A 17,626-nucleotide genomic window follows, 5' to 3' on the forward strand; every position below is an offset into this window, starting at 1 on the left:
TTAAAAGATAGTCTAATCAGCAGATTACTGGTATTCGCTCATCGGCACGCAGGAGCAGAACAGGTTACGGTCGCCGTAAACATCGTCCAGACGCTTAACGGTCGGCCAGTACTTGTTGTTCAGCCCCGCCGGGAAGACCGCCAGTTCACGGGTGTACGGATGGTTCCACTCGCTCACCAGTTCACCCTGAGTATGCGGCGCGTTCACCAGCGGGTTATCCTCCAGCGGCCATTCACCGCCTTTCACGCGGTCGATCTCGCCGCGAATCGCCAGCATCGCATCGATAAAGCGGTCCAGCTCCACTTTGCTTTCCGATTCGGTCGGTTCCACCATCAGCGTGCCGGCAACCGGGAAGGACATGGTCGGAGCGTGGAAACCAAAATCAATCAGTCGCTTGGCAATATCCAGCTCGCTGATGCCGGTCTCTTCTTTCAGCGGACGAATATCCAGAATACATTCGTGCGCCACGCGACCGTCGCGGCCGGTATACAGCACCGGGAACGCGTCTTTCAGCCGGGTAGCGATGTAGTTGGCGTTCAGAATCGCCATCTGGCTCGCCTGTTTCAGCCCCTCTGCGCCCATCATACGGATATACATCCAGCTGATCGGCAGAATGGAGGCGCTGCCGAACGGCGCGGCGGAAACCGCGCCCTGGCGGGTCAGCATACCTTCAATTTGCACCACGCTGTGGCCCGGCACAAACGGCGCCAGATGCGATTTCACGCCGATCGGCCCCATACCCGGGCCGCCGCCGCCGTGCGGAATGCAGAAGGTTTTATGCAGGTTGAGGTGCGAGACGTCCGCGCCGATAAAGCCCGGAGAGGTAATGCCGACCTGGGCGTTCATGTTCGCGCCGTCAAGGTAAACCTGGCCGCCAAACTGATGCACCACTTCGCACACTTCGCGAATAGTCTCTTCATAAACGCCGTGGGTGGACGGATAGGTCACCATGATGCAGGAGAGGTTCGCCGCATGCTGCTCGGCTTTCGCCCGCAGATCCGCCAGATCGATGTTGCCATTTTTATCGCAGGCAACCACCACCACCTGCATTCCCGCCATCTGCGCGGAAGCCGGGTTGGTGCCGTGCGCAGAGCTTGGGATCAGGCAGATATCGCGATGCCCTTCGTTGCGGCTCTCGTGGTAATGGCGAATCGCCAGCAGGCCCGCGTATTCGCCCTGCGCGCCGGAGTTCGGCTGCATGCAGACCGCATCATAGCCGGTCAGCTTAACCAGCCAGTCGGAGAGCTGGGCAATCATCTGATGATAGCCTTCAGCCTGATCAACCGGGCAGAACGGATGCAGTTCGGCGAATTCCGGCCAGGTGATCGGGATCATCTCCGCGGCAGCATTCAGCTTCATGGTGCAGGAGCCCAGCGGGATCATCGCCTGGTTCAGCGCCAGATCCTTACGCTCCAGCGCGTGCATATAGCGCATCATCTCGGTTTCGCTGTGGTAGCGGTTGAACACCGGATGAGTGAGGATCGCATCGTCACGCAGCATGCTGGCCGGGATCGAACGGCTGTCCAGGGCCACGTCTTTATCCAGCGTGTCGATATCCAGGCCATGATCGTCGCCCACGATGGCGCGGAACAGGTTCAGGACGTCTTCGCGCGTGGTGGCTTCATCGAGCGTGATCCCGACGGCGTGATGAATATCGCTGCGCAGGTTGATCTGCAGCGCTTCCGCCCGCGCCAGCACAGCGGCTTTATCGGCGACGTCCACGCACAGGGTATCGAAGTAGTGCGCATGGCGGAGCTTAAGGCCTTTTTTCTGCAGGCCATCGGCGAGAATATCGGTCAGGCGATGAATACGGCTGGCGATACGCTTCAGCCCAGCCGGACCGTGGAACACGGCGTACAGGCTGGCAATATTGGCCAGCAGCACCTGGGAGGTACAGATATTGGAGTTCGCTTTCTCGCGGCGAATATGCTGCTCGCGCGTCTGCATCGCCATGCGCAGCGCGGTATTACCCGCCGCATCTTTCGATACGCCGATAATACGGCCCGGCATGGAGCGTTTGAATTCATCTTTTGCGGCAAAAAACGCCGCGTGCGGGCCGCCGTAGCCCATCGGTACGCCGAAGCGCTGGGCGGAGCCAAACACAATGTCCGCGCCCTGCTTGCCGGGGGCAGTCAGCAGAACCAGGGCCATAAAATCGGCCGCGACGCTGACAATCACTTTGCGCGCTTTCAGGTCAGCTATCAGTTTGCTGTAATCGTGAACCTCGCCGGTGGTGCCTACCTGCTGCAGCAGCACGCCAAAGACGTCCTGATGGTCGAGCGCTTTTTCCGCATCATCGACAATCACATCGAAACCAAAGGTTTCCGCGCGGGTGCGCACCACGTCCAGCGTCTGCGGGTGAACGTCGGCGGCGACGAAGAAGCGGTTGGCGTTTTTCAGTTTGCTTACGCGTTTGGCCATTGCCATCGCTTCCGCAGCGGCGGTGGCTTCGTCCAGCAGCGAGGCCGAGGCAATATCGAGCCCGGTCAGGTCGAGGGTCACCTGCTGGAAATTCAGCAGTGATTCCAGGCGACCCTGGGAAACCTCCGGCTGATAAGGCGTATAGGCGGTATACCAGCCCGGATTTTCCAGCATGTTGCGCTGAATCACCGGCGGCAGCTGCACGGCGGTGTAGCCCATGCCAATGTACGACTTGAAGCGCTTGTTACGACCGGCGATCGCCTTCAGTTCCGCCAGCGCGGCGAATTCCGTGGTTGCTTCGCCCACCTGCGGCGGCGTTGCCAGCTGGATATCCTGCGGCACAATCTGGCCAATCAGGGCGTTAAGCGAATCGGCGCCAACGGTTTTCAGCATCTCCTGCTGCTGCCGGGCATCCGGGCCGATGTGACGTTCAATAAAGGCGTCACGGTTTTCAAGCTGGCCTAAAGTCTGGGTCATGAGCGATGGTTCCTGAACGTGCGGTGAATCGTGATTGTCTGACGGGTTTGCCCGGCGAGCACTGACGCTAACCGGGCCAGAAGACGCAAATCATTCGCGTTGCAGGAAGCCAACGCCCCTGCAACGTGAAGGATGAAGCGTATTTATTCGTCTTCTAACAGAGCTTCATATGCGGTCGCATCCAGCAACGCGGCAACCTGAGCTTCATCGCTGGCTTTGATTTTAAAGATCCAGCCGCCGGCGTACGGCTCGCTGTTGACCAGCTCAGGGGAGTCGTTCAGCTCTTCATTGACGGCAACGATTTCGCCGCTAATCGGCGCGTAGATATCGGAAGCGGCTTTGACGGATTCGGCAACCGCGCAGTCGGCGCCCGCTTCTACGGCGGCGCCCACTTCCGGCAGGTCAACGAAAACCATATCGCCAAGCAGCTCCTGCGCGTGCTCGGTGATACCGACGGTATAGGTGCCGTCCGCTTCTTTACGCAGCCATTCGTGTTCTTTGCTGTATTTCAGTTCTGCTGGTACGTTGCTCATCAATTCATCTCCAAATGGGAAATCACGCCACGGCTTTGCCGTTGCGTACAAAAACGGGTTTCGTCACTTTGACCGGCATTTCGCGATTGCGAATCTGCACCACGGCGGTTTCACCGATGCCTTCCGGTACGCGCGCTAAGGCAATACTGTAGCCCAGCGTCGGGGAGAAGGTGCCGCTGGTGATAATGCCTTCTTTCTGATTGCCATCGGCATCGCTGAAGCGCACCGGCAGGCCGCCGCGCAGAACGCCTTTCTCGGTCATCACCAGGCCGACCAGCTGTTCGGTGCCTTTTTCACGCTGGAGTTCCAGCGCTTCACGCCCGATAAAATCACGGTCAGCCGGTTCCCAGGCAATGGTCCAGCCCATGTTAGCCGCCAGCGGAGAGACGCCTTCGTCCATCTCCTGGCCATAAAGATTCATGCCCGCTTCCAGGCGCAGCGTATCGCGCGCGCCAAGGCCGCACGGCTTAACGCCCGCGTCCAGCAGGCCGCGCCAGAAATCCACCGCCTGCTCGTTCGGTAGCGCGATTTCATAACCCGCTTCACCGGTATAGCCGGTCGTCGCAATAAACAGATCGCCCGCCTGCACGCCAAAGAACGGCTTCATGCCTTCCACGGCCTGGCGCTGCGCGTCGGTAAACAGCGTCGCCGCTTTCTCTTTCGCCTTTGGACCCTGTACGGCGATCAGGGATAGATCGTCACGCACGGTTATCTCAAGACCATAGGAGTCAGACTGCTGGGTGATCCAGGCGAGGTCTTTTTCACGGGTGGCGGAGTTAACTACGAGGCGGAAATAGTCTTCAGAAAGGAAATAAACAATCAGGTCATCAATGACGCCGCCGGAGGCGGTCAGCATGCCGCTATAGAGCGCTTTGCCCGGCACGGTGAGCTTCGCCACGTCGTTAGCCAGCAGATAGCGCAGGAACTCGCGGATTCGGCTGCCGTGAAAATCGACGATGGTCATGTGCGACACATCGAACATTCCGGCATCACCGCGCACCGCATGATGCTCATCGATCTGGGATCCGTAATGCAGCGGCATCATCCAGCCATGGAAATCCACCATGCGCGCGCCGCATAGCGTGTGTTGTTCAAACAACGGAGTCTGTTGAGCCATCTTTTCCTCATCGAATAAAACGGAACCAGCCACGATTTTTGGCGTTTTTGCGCCGCGAAAAACGCCGCCAGCATCGCTAAAGGACGCCGACGCAAACGTTCTCTTTGGCCTGAACTTACCACCGATATCCGCACTAAACCATAAGCCTGGTCAGGACATCACATTAGCTTATGACCAAAATCAGCCGCAGAGCCTACAGAGTTTTTATCTACAATAAAGCGATTCAATCCGCACAAAACCAAACTAATTAATTAAAAAAGCAGCGCATGATGATATTTTCTGCGAAATGACGGGCCTAATTTCTATAACAAAAAAAAGGTAACATTAATAAAACTAATGCGAAAAACGAGGTGAAATTAGATTATTTCAAATGAGAGGGGATAACCCGGCGCGGCGGCCGGGTGAGAGAAGTGTGACGTACTTAACGTAACCAGGCGGGCAGGTCGTTGAGCCCCATCGCTTGACGGATAAGCTGCGGCTTCACGCCGGGCAACGTATCCGCCAGCTTAAGACCGATATCGCGCAGCAGCTTCTTCGCCGGATTGTGGCCGGAGAACATGTCACGAAAGCCCTGCATCCCCGCCAGCATCAGCGCAGCGCTATGTTTACGGCTGCGTTCATAGCGACGCAGATACAGATGCTGGCCGATATCCTTGCCCTGCGCGTGCAGGCGCTTCAGTTCGTCGATCAGCTCGGCGGCATCCATAAAGCCAAGATTAACGCCCTGCCCCGCCAGCGGATGAATGGTATGGGCGGCATCGCCGACCAGCGCCAGACGATGGGCGGCAAACTGACGCGCATAGCGGCCGGTGAGCGGGAAGACCTGGCGCTCGCTCTCCACGGCGCATAAGCCGAGGCGGTTATCGAAGGCAATATTCAGCGCCTGGTTAAAAGCGGCATCGTCCGCCTGCCGCATCCGCTCAGCCTCTTCGGGAGAGAGCGACCAGACAATCGAGCAGAGGTGCGGATCGCTCAGCGGCAGAAACGCCAGAATCCCTTCGCCGTGGAACGCCTGACGCGCCACCGCTTCGTGCGGTTCTTCGGTGCGAATAGTGGCAACCAGCGCATGATGGTGATAATCCCAGTAGGTGAGCGGGATATCGGCTTTATTGCGCAACCATGAATTGGCCCCATCGGCGCCAACCACCAGCCGGGCGGTTAACATCGTGCCGTCCTGCAGGCTAAGAAAGGCCTCGTTCTCCCCCCACGCAACCTGCTGCAGCTGCGCCGGAGCCAGCAGAGTGACGTCCGCGCAGCGCTGCGCTTTTTGCCACAGGGCGTGGTGAATCACGGCGTTTTCAATAATATGCCCAAGGTGGCTAAAGCCCATGCTCTGGTCATCAAAGCTGATGCGGCCAAAACTGTCTTTATCCCACACTTCCATACCGTGGTAGCAGCTGGCGCGCTGGGCGATAATATCCTGCCAGACGCCCAGTTTGCTCAGCAGCTTCTCGCTGGCGGCGTTAACCGCCGACACCCGCAGCGCCGGCGGCGCATCCGCGCTTAACGGCTGAGGCGCGGCCTGTTCCAGCACCGCAACGCGCAGCCCGCTGCCCTGCAAACCGCAGGCAACCGCCAGCCCCACCATTCCACCGCCAACAATAGCGACATCAACACTTTGCACGTTTCACTCCTTAACGGGGAACCCAACCGAGGGTACGCTGCGCCAGCGCATCGCGCGCCGGGGTAAATAATTCCATCGCCATCAGACCGACGTTGCGCCCCACCACCAGCGGCGCCCAGCGATTGGCGAACAGATGCACCAGCCCATCGGTCACGCCGACGGTGGCGGCTTTATCTGCGGCGCGTCGGGTCTGATAGCGGCTCAGAAGCGGATAGCCGCCCGGATCCTCTCCTTCTGCCTGCGCCTGCGCCAGCATTTCCGCCAGGCTCATGACGTCGCGCAGACCGAGGTTAAATCCCTGCCCGGCAATAGGATGCAGCGTTTGCGCCGCGTTGCCGACCAGCGCCAGCCGATGCGCAACCGTGCGGCTGGCTCGGGTGAGCGAGAGCGGATACACGCTGCGCTTTCCGGCGTGGACGATCCGCCCAAGACGCCAGCCGAATGCCTGCTGAAGCTCATGACGGAAGCGTTCGTCCGACCAGCTCAGCACCTCTTCACGCCGCGACTGCGGATGACACCACACCAGCGAGCAGCGGCCCTGCGACATGGGCAGCATCGCCAGCGGGCCGTGTGGGGTAAAGCGTTCAAACGCGCGCCCGCTATGCGGCTGCGCGGTACTGACGTTGGCGATAATCGCCAGCTGTTCATAGGGTTCCTGCTGCCAGCTGATACCACAGCGGGCCCCCAGCGTCGAGCGCGAGCCGTCGGCGGCGACCAGCAGTTTACCGCTGAGGGTTTCGCCGTTGTCCAGAACCAGGCTTACGCTCTCTTCGCTGCGGCTGACATTTTCCACCTTTGCCGGGCAGTGCAGCGTCACGCCAGGCGCCTTGCGCAGCTGCGCAAACAGGCGCTGGCCGACATCGTGCAGCTCAACCACCTGGCCCAGCGCCGCCAGCCCATACTCCTCAGCCTCGAGCGTCACAAACCCCGCGTGGCCGCGATCGCTGACGTGAACGCGCTGAATGGCCGTGGCGCAGTCGGCTATCTCTTGCCAGATATCCACGCGAGCCAGCTGCTGGCAGGTGCCGGCAGCCAGAGCGATGGCGCGGGCGTCAAAGCCCGGATGCTGCGCGGAATCCGGCGCAGATGCTTCAACCAGATGCACCGGCAGCGTACCGCCGGTCAGGCGAGATATCGCTAGCGCCAGCGTCGCGCCGGTCATTCCTCCGCCGACGATCAGGACGCTCATAGCTGGCGCGCCGCCGCCATCAGCGCCTCGATATCGTCCGCTTTTTTCACTACGCCGGCGGTGAGGTTCTCATTACCGTCTTCGGTAATGACGATGTCGTCTTCAATACGAATGCCGATGCCGCGGTACTGGGCCGGCACGTCGGCATCCGTCGCAATATACAGCCCCGGTTCAACCGTCAGCACCATTCCCGGCTCAAGAATACGCGAGCGGTCAACGTCATAGCTGCCGACATCATGCACGTCGAGCCCCAGCCAGTGGCTCAGGCCATGCATAAAGAAAGGACGATGGGCGTTATTGGCAATCAGCTCATCAATTTCACCTTTCAGGATCCCCAGACGCACGAGGCCGGTAATCATAATCCGCACCACCTGCTGGTTAACCTCTTTAATTGAGGTACCTGGGCGATAGAGCTTCAGCGAGGTTTCCAGAGATTCAAGGACGATATCGTAAATCTCGCGCTGGGCCGGGCTAAATTTGCCGTTAACCGGGAAAGTTCGGGTGATATCGCCCGCGTAGCCGCGGTATTCGCAGCCTGCGTCAATCAGCACCAGATCGCCGTCGCGCAGCTCGCACTCATTTTCGGTGTAGTGCAGGATGCAGCCATTTTCGCCGCCGCCCACGATGGTGTTATAAGAAGGAAAGCGCGCGCCGTGACGGTTGAATTCGTGAAGGATCTCGCCTTCCAGATGATATTCGAACATCCCGGGACGGCATTTTTCCATAGCGCGGGTGTGGGCCAGCGCGGAGATCTCCCCTGCGCGGCGCATGACCTCCAGCTCTTCTGCCGATTTAAACAGGCGCATCTCATGCACCATCGGCCGCCAGTCAATGACCGAGCCTGGCGCCTGCAGATTCTGCCGTACGCCTTTGCGCAGTTTTTCCAGCGCGTTAAACACGATGTCGTCGGCGTAGGCATATTCGCCCTGCGCAAAGTAGATAGCGTCGAGGCCGTTAAGGAGCTGGAACAGCTGCTGATTGATTTCACTAAATGCCAGCGCGCGATCGACGCCCAGCTTCGCGGGGGCAGCTTCCTGCCCGAGGCGGCGGCCAAACCAGATTTCAGCGGTCAGATCGCGCACGCGGTTAAACAACACGCTGTGGTTGTGCGTCTCATCGCTTTTAATCAATACCAACAGCGCTTCTGGCTCATTAAAGCCGGTGAAGTACCAAAAATCGCTGCTCTGCCGGTAGGGATATTCTGAATCTGCGCTGCGTACCGCTTCCGGCGCGGCGAAAATGAGCGCTGCGCTGCCCGGCTGCATCTGCGCCAGTAGAGCCTGGCGACGAGAGAGAAATTCCTGCTGAGTCATGACGCCCCCTGAACGATTTAATGAATGATTAGTGTAGCGTCGGCTTTTGAACTTCCGGCGCAGTGGGTTTCTGAAGAGAGAAGGTGTCGTGGCACAGCAGCGCAGCAACGCGTACGTATTCGATAATCTCCTCCAGAGACATTTCGAGCTCTTCCTGATCCTCGTCTTCGTCATACCCGAGCTGAGCAATATTGCGCAGATCGTCGATGGCTTCACCCGTTTCGTCTTTGACTTTATCCAGCTTAGGCTGCGTCACGCCCAGCCCAAGCAGAAAATGGTTCACCCAACCCGCGAGCGCATCGGCGCGATCGAACACGCTCACCTCGTCGCCATCCGGCAGGTAGAGCTGGAATAAGAAACCGTCATCCTCCAGCGAATCGCTGGTGGCGGAATGCATGTTACGCAGCGCCTGCGCCAGCTCGTGACCAAAAGCCAGGCCTTCGTTAGTCAGATCGTGCACCAACGGCTGCCAGCTGCTGTCTTTGTTGCCGCCGCACAGGATCCCGCTAATCAAACCGTGCATTTCGGCAGGGGTTAATCCTACCCCTTGTTGGTTCAGTAACTGGTCTACAGCGTTGTAGCCAGGCATTTCGTTCTGTATAGACATGCGCATTCGTCATCGTTGGGAGGAATATTCATGATATGCTACCACTTTGGACCCTGGTGAACCAGAATAGGGCTTGTATCTTAAAACCAGGGTAGCTATAGTGTCGCCCCTTCGCAGACCCTCCCAGGGCGTGAAGGCCGCGCAGTCAATCAGCAGGAAGGTGGCATGTCTGCACAACCCGTAGATCTCCAAATTTTTGGCCGTTCACTACGAGTGAATTGCCCGCCTGAACAAAGGGATGCCTTAAACCAGGCAGCTGACGACCTGAATCAGCGGTTGCAAGATTTAAAAGAACGCACTAGAGTCACAAATACTGAGCAGCTGGTCTTCATCGCCGCGTTGAACATCAGCTATGAGTTGACTCAGGAAAAAGCGAAAACCCGCGACTACGCCGCCAGCATGGAGCAGCGTATTCGGATGCTTCAGCAGACCATCGAACAAGCATTGCTTGAGCAAGGTCGCATAAGCGAAAGACCCGGGCAGAAGTTTGAATAACACTTTGCATTTAACTGTGTTAGAGTAATCGCAAGAACAAAATTTCTCTGAGATGTTTGCAAGCGGGCCAGTCCCCTGAGCCGATATTTCATACCACAAGAATGTGGCGCTCCACGGTTGGTGAGCATGCTCGGCCCGTCCGAGAAGCCTTAAAACTGTGACGACACATTCACCTTGAACCAAGGGTTCAAGGGTTACAGCCTGCGGCGGCATCTCGGAGATTCCCTTCTTTTTCGTTTCATCCCCCTAAGTTAATTTTCGGCTTTCGCCGCCGTGTATTAGACTACGCCTGTTGGTATCGTTTGCTCACCGATGAGACTCAGGTATGACCCTATTGTCAGATATCCCCTTTACCAGGCAGCAAATTCGTCAGCAGATCCGCCAGCGCCGACGCGCGTTAACGCCGGAGCAGCAAACCCAGTTCGCCCTCCAGGCGGCGGACAGAATGATGGCGTATCCGCCGGTTCTGCTCGCGCAGACGGTCGCGGTATTTCTTTCGTTTGATGGCGAGCTGGATACGCGGCCGCTGATTGATCAGCTCTGGCGGGCAGGCAAACGGGTCTATCTCCCCGTGCTTCATCCGTTCAGCCCCGGCAATCTTCTGTTTCTGCACTACCACCCAAGCAGCGATCTGGTGGTGAATCGTCTGAACATCCGCGAACCGAAGCTCGACGTGCGCGATGTCCTCCCGCTTAGCCAGCTGGATGTACTGGTAACGCCGCTGGTCGCGTTTGATGCCGCCGGACAGCGCCTGGGTATGGGCGGCGGATTTTACGACCGGACGCTGCAAAACTGGCGGCAGTATCGCCTGCAGCCGGTCGGCTACGCGCATGATTGCCAGCAGGTCGACGCGCTGCCAACGGAGCAGTGGGATATCCCGCTGCCAGCGGTCATCACGCCGTCAAAAACCTGGCTCTGGTAAAACGTCCGAACAATTGACATTGCTGTTTTTTTCACCTAAATTCCTGGGTAAAGGGTGAGGGAGGCGAACCTCCCTCCTGCATTCTCTCTGTTAATATGCTGGCCAGGCGATGATTAACAGGATAAGCAGCATGATGAAAAGTCTCATCATCGTCCCTTTCCTTTTAGAGCCCCTGCCTCGGTAGGGGCTTTCCCGCTTCAGCCCCACGCTGAGTCTTTATCGTAAATCCCTTTCTTTCAGGCACAACGACATCCGACGGTTTTAATCGCCGTTTGCGGCAAGCTTCGCAAAGCGTTTGGGTGGCGACGGGAAATTGCAGAAGGGTCTATCAGGAGAAAAGGGGCAGGTCGATGACCTGCCCGCTGGCATAAAAGGAGTTAGAACAGCAGACGGGCGCGGATGGTACCAGGAATAGCCTTCATCGCCTGCAGCGCGCTCTGGGCGACATCTTCTTCGGCTTCGATATCAATGACCACGTAGCCCATTTGCGGAGTGGTTTGCAGATACTGCGCCGCGATGTTAATGCCCTGCGCGGCGAAAATCTGGTTAATCGCGGTCAGAACGCCCGGACGGTTTTCATGGATATGCAGCAGACGGCGCCCGCCGTGCAGCGGCAGCGACACTTCCGGGAAGTTAACCGCCGAGAGCGTAGAACCGTTATCGGAGTATTTCGCCAGCTTGCCCGCCACTTCCAGACCGATGTTTTCCTGCGCTTCCTGAGTTGAGCCGCCAATGTGCGGGGTCAGGATAACGTTGTCGAACTCACAGAGCGGAGAGTTGAACGGATCGCTGTTGGTCGCCGGCTCGGTCGGGAAGACGTCGATCGCCGCGCCCGCCAGGTGCTTGCTCGCCAGCGCATCGCACAGCGCCGGGATATCCACCACGGTGCCGCGAGAGGCGTTGATCAGCAGCGCGCCGGGTTTCATCAGCGCCAGCTCTTCCGCGCCAATCATGTTCTTCGTAGAGGCGTTTTCCGGCACGTGCAGGCTCACCACATCGCTCATGTTCAACAAATCAGAAAGATGCTGGACCTGAGTCGCGTTACCTAACGGCAGCTTGCTTTCAATATCGTAGAAATAGACATGCATCCCCAGCGATTCGGCCAGAATACCCAGCTGCGTGCCGATATGACCATAGCCGATAATACCCAGCTTTTTGCCGCGCGCTTCAAAGCTGCCGACCGCCAGCTTGTTCCATACGCCGCGGTGCGCTTTGGCATTTGCCGCCGGTACGCCGCGGAGCATAAGCAGCAGTTCGCCGATCACCAGTTCAGCAACGGAACGGGTATTGGAGAACGGGGCGTTAAACACCGGGATACCGCGTTTCGCCGCCGCGTTTAAATCAACCTGATTGGTACCGATACAGAAGCAGCCAACCGCGACCAGCTTCTCCGCCGCCGCGAAGATCTCTTCAGTCAGATGAGTACGGGAACGCAGGCCGATGAAATGGGCATCACGGATGGACGCTTTCAGCTCTTCGCTATCCAGCGCGCCTTTATGAAATTCGATATTGGTGTAGCCCGCTGCGCGAAGGCTGTCCACCGCTTTTTGGTGCACACCTTCAACCAGCAGAAATTTAATCTTGTCTTTTTCCAGTGATACCTTAGCCATTTCCCCGTCCTGTTTTTGTCTTAACTGATGTCGTGCGGAACGAAAGTTCTTCTCAGCAACATATCAAAAAAAACTATTGCGGCAATATGAACGTTTGCGTCGGCAACCTGAAGAAATATCAATCAGCGGGAAATAGCAGGACAAAACACCAGAAAGTAATAGAAAGGTAGATTGTTACTAAGACAAGGCGCATAAATGTGACAGAAGTCACCAAAATAGGCCTGGAGAAAAAATATTTGCGAGGGAGCGATTCGCTCCCTCGGATCAGACTATTTAGTGATAGTTTTTACACCATCAGCGGTGCCAATCAGCGCGACGTCCGCACCGCGATTCGCAAACAGGCCGACGGTCACGACGCCCGGAATACCGTTAATGGTATTTTCCAGCGCAATAGCGTCCAGAATTTCCAGACCAAACACATCGAGGATCACGTTGCCGTTATCGGTCACGACGCCCTGACGATACTCCGGACGGCCGCCCAGCTTAACCAGCTGACGCGCCACGGCGCTGCGCGCCATCGGGATCACTTCCACCGGCAGCGGGAATTTACCCAGAATATCCACCTGCTTGGAAGCATCGGCGATACAGATAAATTTGTCGGCGACCGAAGCGATAATTTTCTCACGCGTCAGCGCTGCGCCACCGCCCTTGATCATCTGCATATGGCCGTTGATTTCATCTGCGCCGTCCACGTAAATACCAAGACGATCAACGCTGTTCAGATCAAAAACCGTGATACCGAGGCTTTTCAGTTTTTCAGTAGAGGCATCAGAGCTGGAAACCGCCCCTTCTATTTGCCCTTTCATGGTACCCAGCGCATCGATAAAGTGCGCCGCCGTCGAGCCCGTACCGACCCCAACGATAGTGCCCGGTTGTACATACTGCAGTGCCGCCCAGCCTACCGCTTTTTTCAGTTCATCTTGCGTCATGATTATGGTCCGAGATGTGAATTCCTGAGGCGCATTATAGAACATCAGGGGGGTCATTGTCCCTGCGACGGCGATCACACAACGCGGCCGCCAATTTTTCATCTTCATCAAAAACAAATTTATGTCATAGTGCGAGTTAACGAAAAGTATTAGGGGGCACGCCAGAGCAATGAAACGACCGGACTACAGAACACTACAGGCGCTGGACGCGGTAATCAGGGAACGAGGGTTTGAGCGCGCCGCGCAGAAGCTTTGTATTACGCAGTCCGCCGTCTCTCAGCGCATCAAACAGCTGGAAAACATGTTTGGACAACCGCTGCTGGTGCGAACCGTACCGCCGCGTCCCACCGAACAGGGGCAAAAGCTGCTGGCCCTGCTGCGTCAGGTCGAACTGCTGGAAGAGGAGTGGCTGGGCGATGAACAAACCGGCTCCACGCCGCTGCTGCTATCGCTGGCGGTCAACGCCGACAGCCTGGCCACCTGGCTGCTGCCCGCGCTCTCCAGCGTGCTTTCCGACTCCCCTATTCGGCTGAACCTACAGGTGGAAGACGAGACCCGGACCCAGGAACGTCTGCGCCGCGGCGAAGTGGTCGGCGCGGTCAGTATTCAGCCGCAGGCGCTGCCCAGTTGCCTGGTCGATCAGCTCGGCGCCCTCGACTACCTGTTCGTCGCCTCGAAGGAGTTTGCCCAGCGCTATTTCCCCAACGGGGTGACCCGCTCGGCGCTGCTGAAAGCGCCGGTGGTGGCATTCGATCATCTCGATGATATGCACCAGGCCTTTTTGCAGCAGAACTTCGATTTGCCGCCGGGCAGCGTGCCCTGCCATATCGTGAACTCCTCGGAAGCCTTTGTGCAGCTGGCCCGCCAGGGAACAACCTGCTGTATGATCCCGCATCTGCAAATTGAGAGAGAGCTGAACAGCGGCGAACTGATTAACCTCACGCCGGGCCTGTTCCAGCGCCGGATGCTCTACTGGCACCGTTTTGCTCCGGAAAGCCGCATGATGCGCCGGGTGACCGATGCGCTAATCGATTACGGCCACAAGGTGTTGAGACAAGATTAACCCCCGCAAGCAGGCCGGCGCCGTCCGGCCTGTATGACCCACCTTCTCCTGTTCATATCTTTGAAATACATCACAAAATAAAACATTTCATGCGGCAAAAAACGACGCATCGATGGCTATTTTTTGCTGGCGACAGGGGCGATGAAAAAGCTCACCGTATTCGCAATATCCCATTTCATTGCGCATACGGAGCACAACATGTCAGAGTTACGGGAGTGGCAAACGCTCGCCAACAAAGAGCTCAGCCGGCGGGAAAAAACCGTCGATGCCCTGGTAAAACAGACGGCAGAGGGCATTGACGTTAAGCCGCTGTATACCGAAGCCGATCTTGATAATCTGGAAGTGACCGGCACCCTACCCGGCCTGCCGCCTTTCGTTCGCGGCCCGCGCGCCACCATGTACACCGCACAGCCGTGGACCATCCGCCAGTACGCCGGTTTCTCTACCGCCAAAGAGTCCAACGCTTTCTATCGCCGCAACCTCGCCGCCGGGCAGAAAGGGCTTTCCGTCGCCTTCGACCTCGCGACCCACCGGGGCTATGACTCCGATAACCCGCGCGTGGCGGGCGACGTGGGGAAAGCCGGCGTGGCGATCGATACCGTCGAAGACATGAAGATTTTATTCGATCGGATCCCGCTGGATATGATGTCCGTATCGATGACCATGAACGGCGCGGTGCTGCCGATAATGGCGTTTTATATCGTCGCGGCGGAAGAACAAGGGGTGGCGCCTGAACAGCTCACCGGCACGATCCAGAACGATATTCTGAAAGAGTACCTGTGCCGGAATACCTATATTTACCCGCCAAAGCCCTCAATGCGCATTATCGCCGACATCATCGCCTGGTGTTCGGGCAACATGCCACGCTTTAACACCATCAGCATCAGCGGCTACCACATGGGCGAAGCCGGAGCCAACTGCGTGCAGCAGGTGGCCTTTACCCTGGCCGACGGTATCGAATACATCAAGGCCGCGCTCTCGGCCGGGCTGAAAATCGATGACTTCGCCCCGCGCCTGTCGTTTTTCTTCGGCATCGGTATGGATCTGTTTATGAACGTCGCCATGCTACGCGCCGCACGCTACCTGTGGAGCGAAGCGGTAAGCGGCTTCGGCACTACCAATCCGAAATCCTTAGCCCTGCGCACCCACTGCCAGACCTCCGGCTGGAGCCTCACCGAGCAGGATCCGTATAACAACGTGATTCGCACCACTATCGAAGCGCTCGGCGCCACGCTCGGCGGCACCCAGTCGCTGCACACCAACGCTTTCGACGAGGCGCTTGGCCTGCCCACCGACTTTTCCGCCCGTATCGCGCGTAATACGCAGATCATCATCCAGGAGGAGTCAGAGATCTGCCGCACCGTGGATCCGCTGGGTGGATCGTATTACGTCGAATCGCTGACCGATCAAGTCGTTAAGCAGGCGCGGGCCATTATGCAGCAGATCGACGACGCGGGCGGAATGGCGAAGGCGATCGAGGCCGGACTGCCGAAACGGATGATCGAAGAGGCCTCCGCCCGCGAACAATCGCTGATCGACCAGGGCAAGCGCGTCATCGTCGGCGTCAATAAGTACAAGCTGGAAAAAGAAGATGAAACGGCGGTACTGGAGATCGACAACGTCAAGGTGCGCAACGAACAGATCGCCTCGCTGAAAAAAATTCGCGCCAGTCGGGACGACGTGACGGTAAAAGCCGCGCTGAACGCCCTCACCCACGCCGCGCAGCATGGTGAAAACCTGCTGGCCGCCGCCATCAACGCCGCCCGCGTCCGCGCCACGCTGGGCGAAATTTCCGACGCGCTGGAGGCGGCGTTTGACCGCTACCTGGTGCCCAGCCAGTGCGTCACCGGCGTGATTGCGCAAAGCTACCACCAGTCAGACAAAGCCGCCGGCGAGTTCGACGCTATTGTTGCGCAAACCGAAAAATTCCTCGCGGAACGCGGCCGCCGCCCGCGCATTCTGATCGCCAAAATGGGTCAGGACGGTCACGATCGCGGGGCCAAAGTGATCGCCAGCGCCTATTCCGATCTCGGCTTCGACGTTGACCTGAGCCCGATGTTTTCCACGCCAGAAGAGATCGCCCGCCTGGCGGTGGAAAACGACGTGCACGTGGTGGGCGCCTCCTCGCTGGCGGCAGGCCACAAAACCCTGATCCCCGAGCTGGTCGATGCCCTGAAAAAATGGGGGCGGGAAGATATCTGCGTCATCGCCGGCGGCGTCATCCCGCCGCAGGATTACGCTTTCCTGCAGGCGCGCGGCGTGGCCGCCATTTACGGCCCCGGTACGCCGATGCTGGAGAGCGTACGCGACGTCCTGATGAGGATTAGCCAATATCATGATTAACCACGCCACGCTGACGGACGCCGTGCGGCGACTACGCCTGGGCGAGCGGGCCACGCTCGCCCAGGCCATGACGCTGGTGGAGAGCCAGCATCCCCGCCATCAGGCGCTAAGCGCACAGCTGCTGGATGCCATTATGCCCTTCACCGGCAACGCCCTGCGCCTCGGCGTCACCGGCACGCCGGGGGCCGGAAAAAGCACTTTTCTGGAAGCTTTCGGCATGCTGCTGATTCGCCACGGCCTGCGGGTCGCGGTGATAGCGGTCGATCCGAGCAGCCCGGTCAGCGGCGGCAGCATTCTTGGCGACAAGACGCGCATGATCGAACTGGCGCGATCGGATTCGGCCTTTATTCGCCCGGTGCCCTCCAGCGGCCATCTGGGCGCGCGGGAGCTGATACTGCTGTGCGAAGCGGCGGGCTATGACGCGGTGATTGTCGAAACCGTCGGCGTCGGCCAGTCGGAAACGGAACTCTCCCGGCTGGTGGACTGCTTTATCTCGCTGCAGATCGCCGGCGGCGGTGACGATCTGCAGGGCATTAAGAAGGGGATTATGGAGATGGCGGATATCGTGGTTATCAATAAAGATGATGGCGAGAACCGCGCCAGCGTGGCAATCACCCGTCATATGTATGAATCCGCCCTGCATATTCTGCGCCGTAAGCACGCCGCGTGGCAGCCGCGCGTTTTGAGCTGTAGCGCGCTGGAGCAGCGCGGCATCGAAGCCGTCTGGCTCGCAATTCTTGACTTCAAAACCACCCTCACCGACAGCGGCGATCTGGAAAAACTGCGCCAGCGCCAGGCGCTGGAGTGGCTACAAAAGCAGGCCGAAACCGAGGCGCTGCACCTGCTGTTTGCCAGAACCGACTTTGCACGCTACTTCCAGCAAACGCTACAGGCGGTAAAAAACAACGGCCTCTCGCCGCGCACCGGCCTGCGGCAGATTAGCGAATTCCTCCAGAATCATTACTTTGCGTAAAAGGATATTT

Annotated in this window: 14 protein-coding genes and 1 other RNA gene; 6 read left to right on the forward strand and 9 right to left on the reverse strand. The window is 58.2% G+C overall.

The window, feature by feature from the left end; all coding sequences use genetic code 11:
• Window positions 1–24 precede the first annotated feature (24 nt).
• From gcvP to SIK97_RS22790, 7 genes are all read right to left on the reverse strand, one after another.
• Window positions 25–2,898 carry an aminomethyl-transferring glycine dehydrogenase gene (gene gcvP / locus SIK97_RS22760; protein ID WP_014226805.1) on the reverse strand — a complete coding sequence of 958 codons (2,874 nt, stop codon included), beginning with the start codon at window positions 2,896–2,898 and terminating at the stop codon, window positions 25–27.
• Window positions 2,899–3,041: 143 nt separating this feature from the next.
• Window positions 3,042–3,431, reverse strand: a complete 390-nt coding sequence (gcvH, locus tag SIK97_RS22765) for a glycine cleavage system protein GcvH (protein ID WP_004854088.1) — start codon at window positions 3,429–3,431, stop codon at window positions 3,042–3,044.
• A 22-nt stretch (window positions 3,432–3,453) separates the two neighbouring features.
• A complete protein-coding gene (gene gcvT, locus SIK97_RS22770; protein WP_057173763.1) occupies window positions 3,454–4,548 on the reverse strand; it encodes a glycine cleavage system aminomethyltransferase GcvT in 1,095 nt (364 codons plus the stop codon).
• A gap of 421 nt (window positions 4,549–4,969) precedes the next feature.
• Window positions 4,970–6,172 carry an FAD-dependent 2-octaprenylphenol hydroxylase gene (gene ubiI / locus SIK97_RS22775; RefSeq protein ID WP_004854091.1) on the reverse strand — a complete coding sequence of 401 codons (1,203 nt, stop codon included), beginning with the start codon at window positions 6,170–6,172 and terminating at the stop codon, window positions 4,970–4,972.
• A gap of 10 nt (window positions 6,173–6,182) precedes the next feature.
• Window positions 6,183–7,361: a 2-octaprenyl-6-methoxyphenyl hydroxylase gene (gene ubiH, locus SIK97_RS22780; RefSeq protein WP_049083217.1), complete on the reverse strand. Its 1,179-nt coding sequence runs from the start codon at window positions 7,359–7,361 to the stop codon at window positions 6,183–6,185.
• On the reverse strand, window positions 7,358–8,674 hold the full coding sequence (gene pepP / locus SIK97_RS22785) for a Xaa-Pro aminopeptidase (protein WP_014226807.1): 1,317 nt from the start codon (window positions 8,672–8,674) through the stop codon (window positions 7,358–7,360). The genes ubiH and pepP overlap by 4 nt, the downstream gene beginning before the upstream one ends.
• Before the next feature lie 28 nt (window positions 8,675–8,702).
• A complete protein-coding gene (locus SIK97_RS22790) occupies window positions 8,703–9,281 on the reverse strand; it encodes a YecA family protein (protein ID WP_004133578.1) in 579 nt (192 codons plus the stop codon).
• A gap of 165 nt (window positions 9,282–9,446) precedes the next feature.
• On the opposite strand from SIK97_RS22790, the gene zapA reads away from it, so the two are divergent.
• The 3 genes from zapA to SIK97_RS22805 all read left to right on the forward strand — a co-directional run bounded on the left by zapA (window position 9,447) and on the right by SIK97_RS22805 (window position 10,698).
• Window positions 9,447–9,776, forward strand: coding sequence for a cell division protein ZapA (zapA, locus tag SIK97_RS22795; RefSeq protein ID WP_004105598.1), 330 nt, complete (start codon window positions 9,447–9,449; stop codon window positions 9,774–9,776).
• Between the two features lie 41 nt (window positions 9,777–9,817).
• Window positions 9,818–10,001, forward strand: a non-coding RNA gene (gene ssrS / locus SIK97_RS22800) — 6S RNA.
• 100 nt (window positions 10,002–10,101) lie between these two features.
• On the forward strand, window positions 10,102–10,698 hold the full coding sequence (locus tag SIK97_RS22805; protein ID WP_047722932.1) for a 5-formyltetrahydrofolate cyclo-ligase: 597 nt from the start codon (window positions 10,102–10,104) through the stop codon (window positions 10,696–10,698).
• A 377-nt stretch (window positions 10,699–11,075) separates the two neighbouring features.
• Here the strand turns inward: SIK97_RS22805 and serA are convergent, their stop codons facing one another.
• Both serA and rpiA read right to left on the reverse strand, forming a co-directional pair.
• Window positions 11,076–12,308 (reverse strand): phosphoglycerate dehydrogenase, encoded by a 1,233-nt coding sequence (gene serA, locus SIK97_RS22810; RefSeq protein WP_004115297.1) that lies wholly within the window; start codon window positions 12,306–12,308, stop codon window positions 11,076–11,078.
• Between the two features lie 269 nt (window positions 12,309–12,577).
• Complete coding sequence (gene rpiA, locus SIK97_RS22815) at window positions 12,578–13,237, reverse strand: ribose-5-phosphate isomerase RpiA (protein WP_004125006.1); 660 nt, start codon at window positions 13,235–13,237, stop codon at window positions 12,578–12,580.
• A gap of 169 nt (window positions 13,238–13,406) precedes the next feature.
• On the opposite strand from rpiA, the gene argP reads away from it, so the two are divergent.
• From argP to meaB, 3 genes are all read left to right on the forward strand, one after another.
• Window positions 13,407–14,300, forward strand: coding sequence for a DNA-binding transcriptional regulator ArgP (argP, locus tag SIK97_RS22820; RefSeq protein ID WP_004105608.1), 894 nt, complete (start codon window positions 13,407–13,409; stop codon window positions 14,298–14,300).
• Between the two features lie 198 nt (window positions 14,301–14,498).
• A complete protein-coding gene (scpA, locus tag SIK97_RS22825; RefSeq protein WP_319610972.1) occupies window positions 14,499–16,643 on the forward strand; it encodes a methylmalonyl-CoA mutase in 2,145 nt (714 codons plus the stop codon).
• Window positions 16,636–17,616, forward strand: coding sequence for a methylmalonyl Co-A mutase-associated GTPase MeaB (gene meaB / locus SIK97_RS22830; protein ID WP_057173764.1), 981 nt, complete (start codon window positions 16,636–16,638; stop codon window positions 17,614–17,616). The genes scpA and meaB overlap by 8 nt, the downstream gene beginning before the upstream one ends.
• Window positions 17,617–17,626: the final 10 nt, after the last annotated feature.

Origin of the sequence: Klebsiella sp. JN_Kp126, assembly GCF_033843325.1 — a bacterium.
Classification (GTDB): domain Bacteria; phylum Pseudomonadota; class Gammaproteobacteria; order Enterobacterales; family Enterobacteriaceae; genus Klebsiella; species Klebsiella michiganensis.

Coding starts and splice junctions, on each gene's coding strand:
- serA (WP_004115297.1), bottom strand. CDS start 12,308: ATGGCTAAGGTATCACTGGAAAAAGACAAGATTAAATTTCTGCTGGTT.
- SIK97_RS22805 (WP_047722932.1), top strand. CDS start 10,102: ATGACCCTATTGTCAGATATCCCCTTTACCAGGCAGCAAATTCGTCAG.
- gcvP (WP_014226805.1), bottom strand. CDS start 2,898: ATGACCCAGACTTTAGGCCAGCTTGAAAACCGTGACGCCTTTATTGAA.
- zapA (WP_004105598.1), top strand. CDS start 9,447: ATGTCTGCACAACCCGTAGATCTCCAAATTTTTGGCCGTTCACTACGA.
- SIK97_RS22790 (WP_004133578.1), bottom strand. CDS start 9,281: ATGTCTATACAGAACGAAATGCCTGGCTACAACGCTGTAGACCAGTTA.
- scpA (WP_319610972.1), top strand. CDS start 14,499: ATGTCAGAGTTACGGGAGTGGCAAACGCTCGCCAACAAAGAGCTCAGC.
- meaB (WP_057173764.1), top strand. CDS start 16,636: ATGATTAACCACGCCACGCTGACGGACGCCGTGCGGCGACTACGCCTG.
- pepP (WP_014226807.1), bottom strand. CDS start 8,674: ATGACTCAGCAGGAATTTCTCTCTCGTCGCCAGGCTCTACTGGCGCAG.
- gcvH (WP_004854088.1), bottom strand. CDS start 3,431: ATGAGCAACGTACCAGCAGAACTGAAATACAGCAAAGAACACGAATGG.
- gcvT (WP_057173763.1), bottom strand. CDS start 4,548: ATGGCTCAACAGACTCCGTTGTTTGAACAACACACGCTATGCGGCGCG.
- rpiA (WP_004125006.1), bottom strand. CDS start 13,237: ATGACGCAAGATGAACTGAAAAAAGCGGTAGGCTGGGCGGCACTGCAG.
- argP (WP_004105608.1), top strand. CDS start 13,407: ATGAAACGACCGGACTACAGAACACTACAGGCGCTGGACGCGGTAATC.
- ubiH (WP_049083217.1), bottom strand. CDS start 7,361: ATGAGCGTCCTGATCGTCGGCGGAGGAATGACCGGCGCGACGCTGGCG.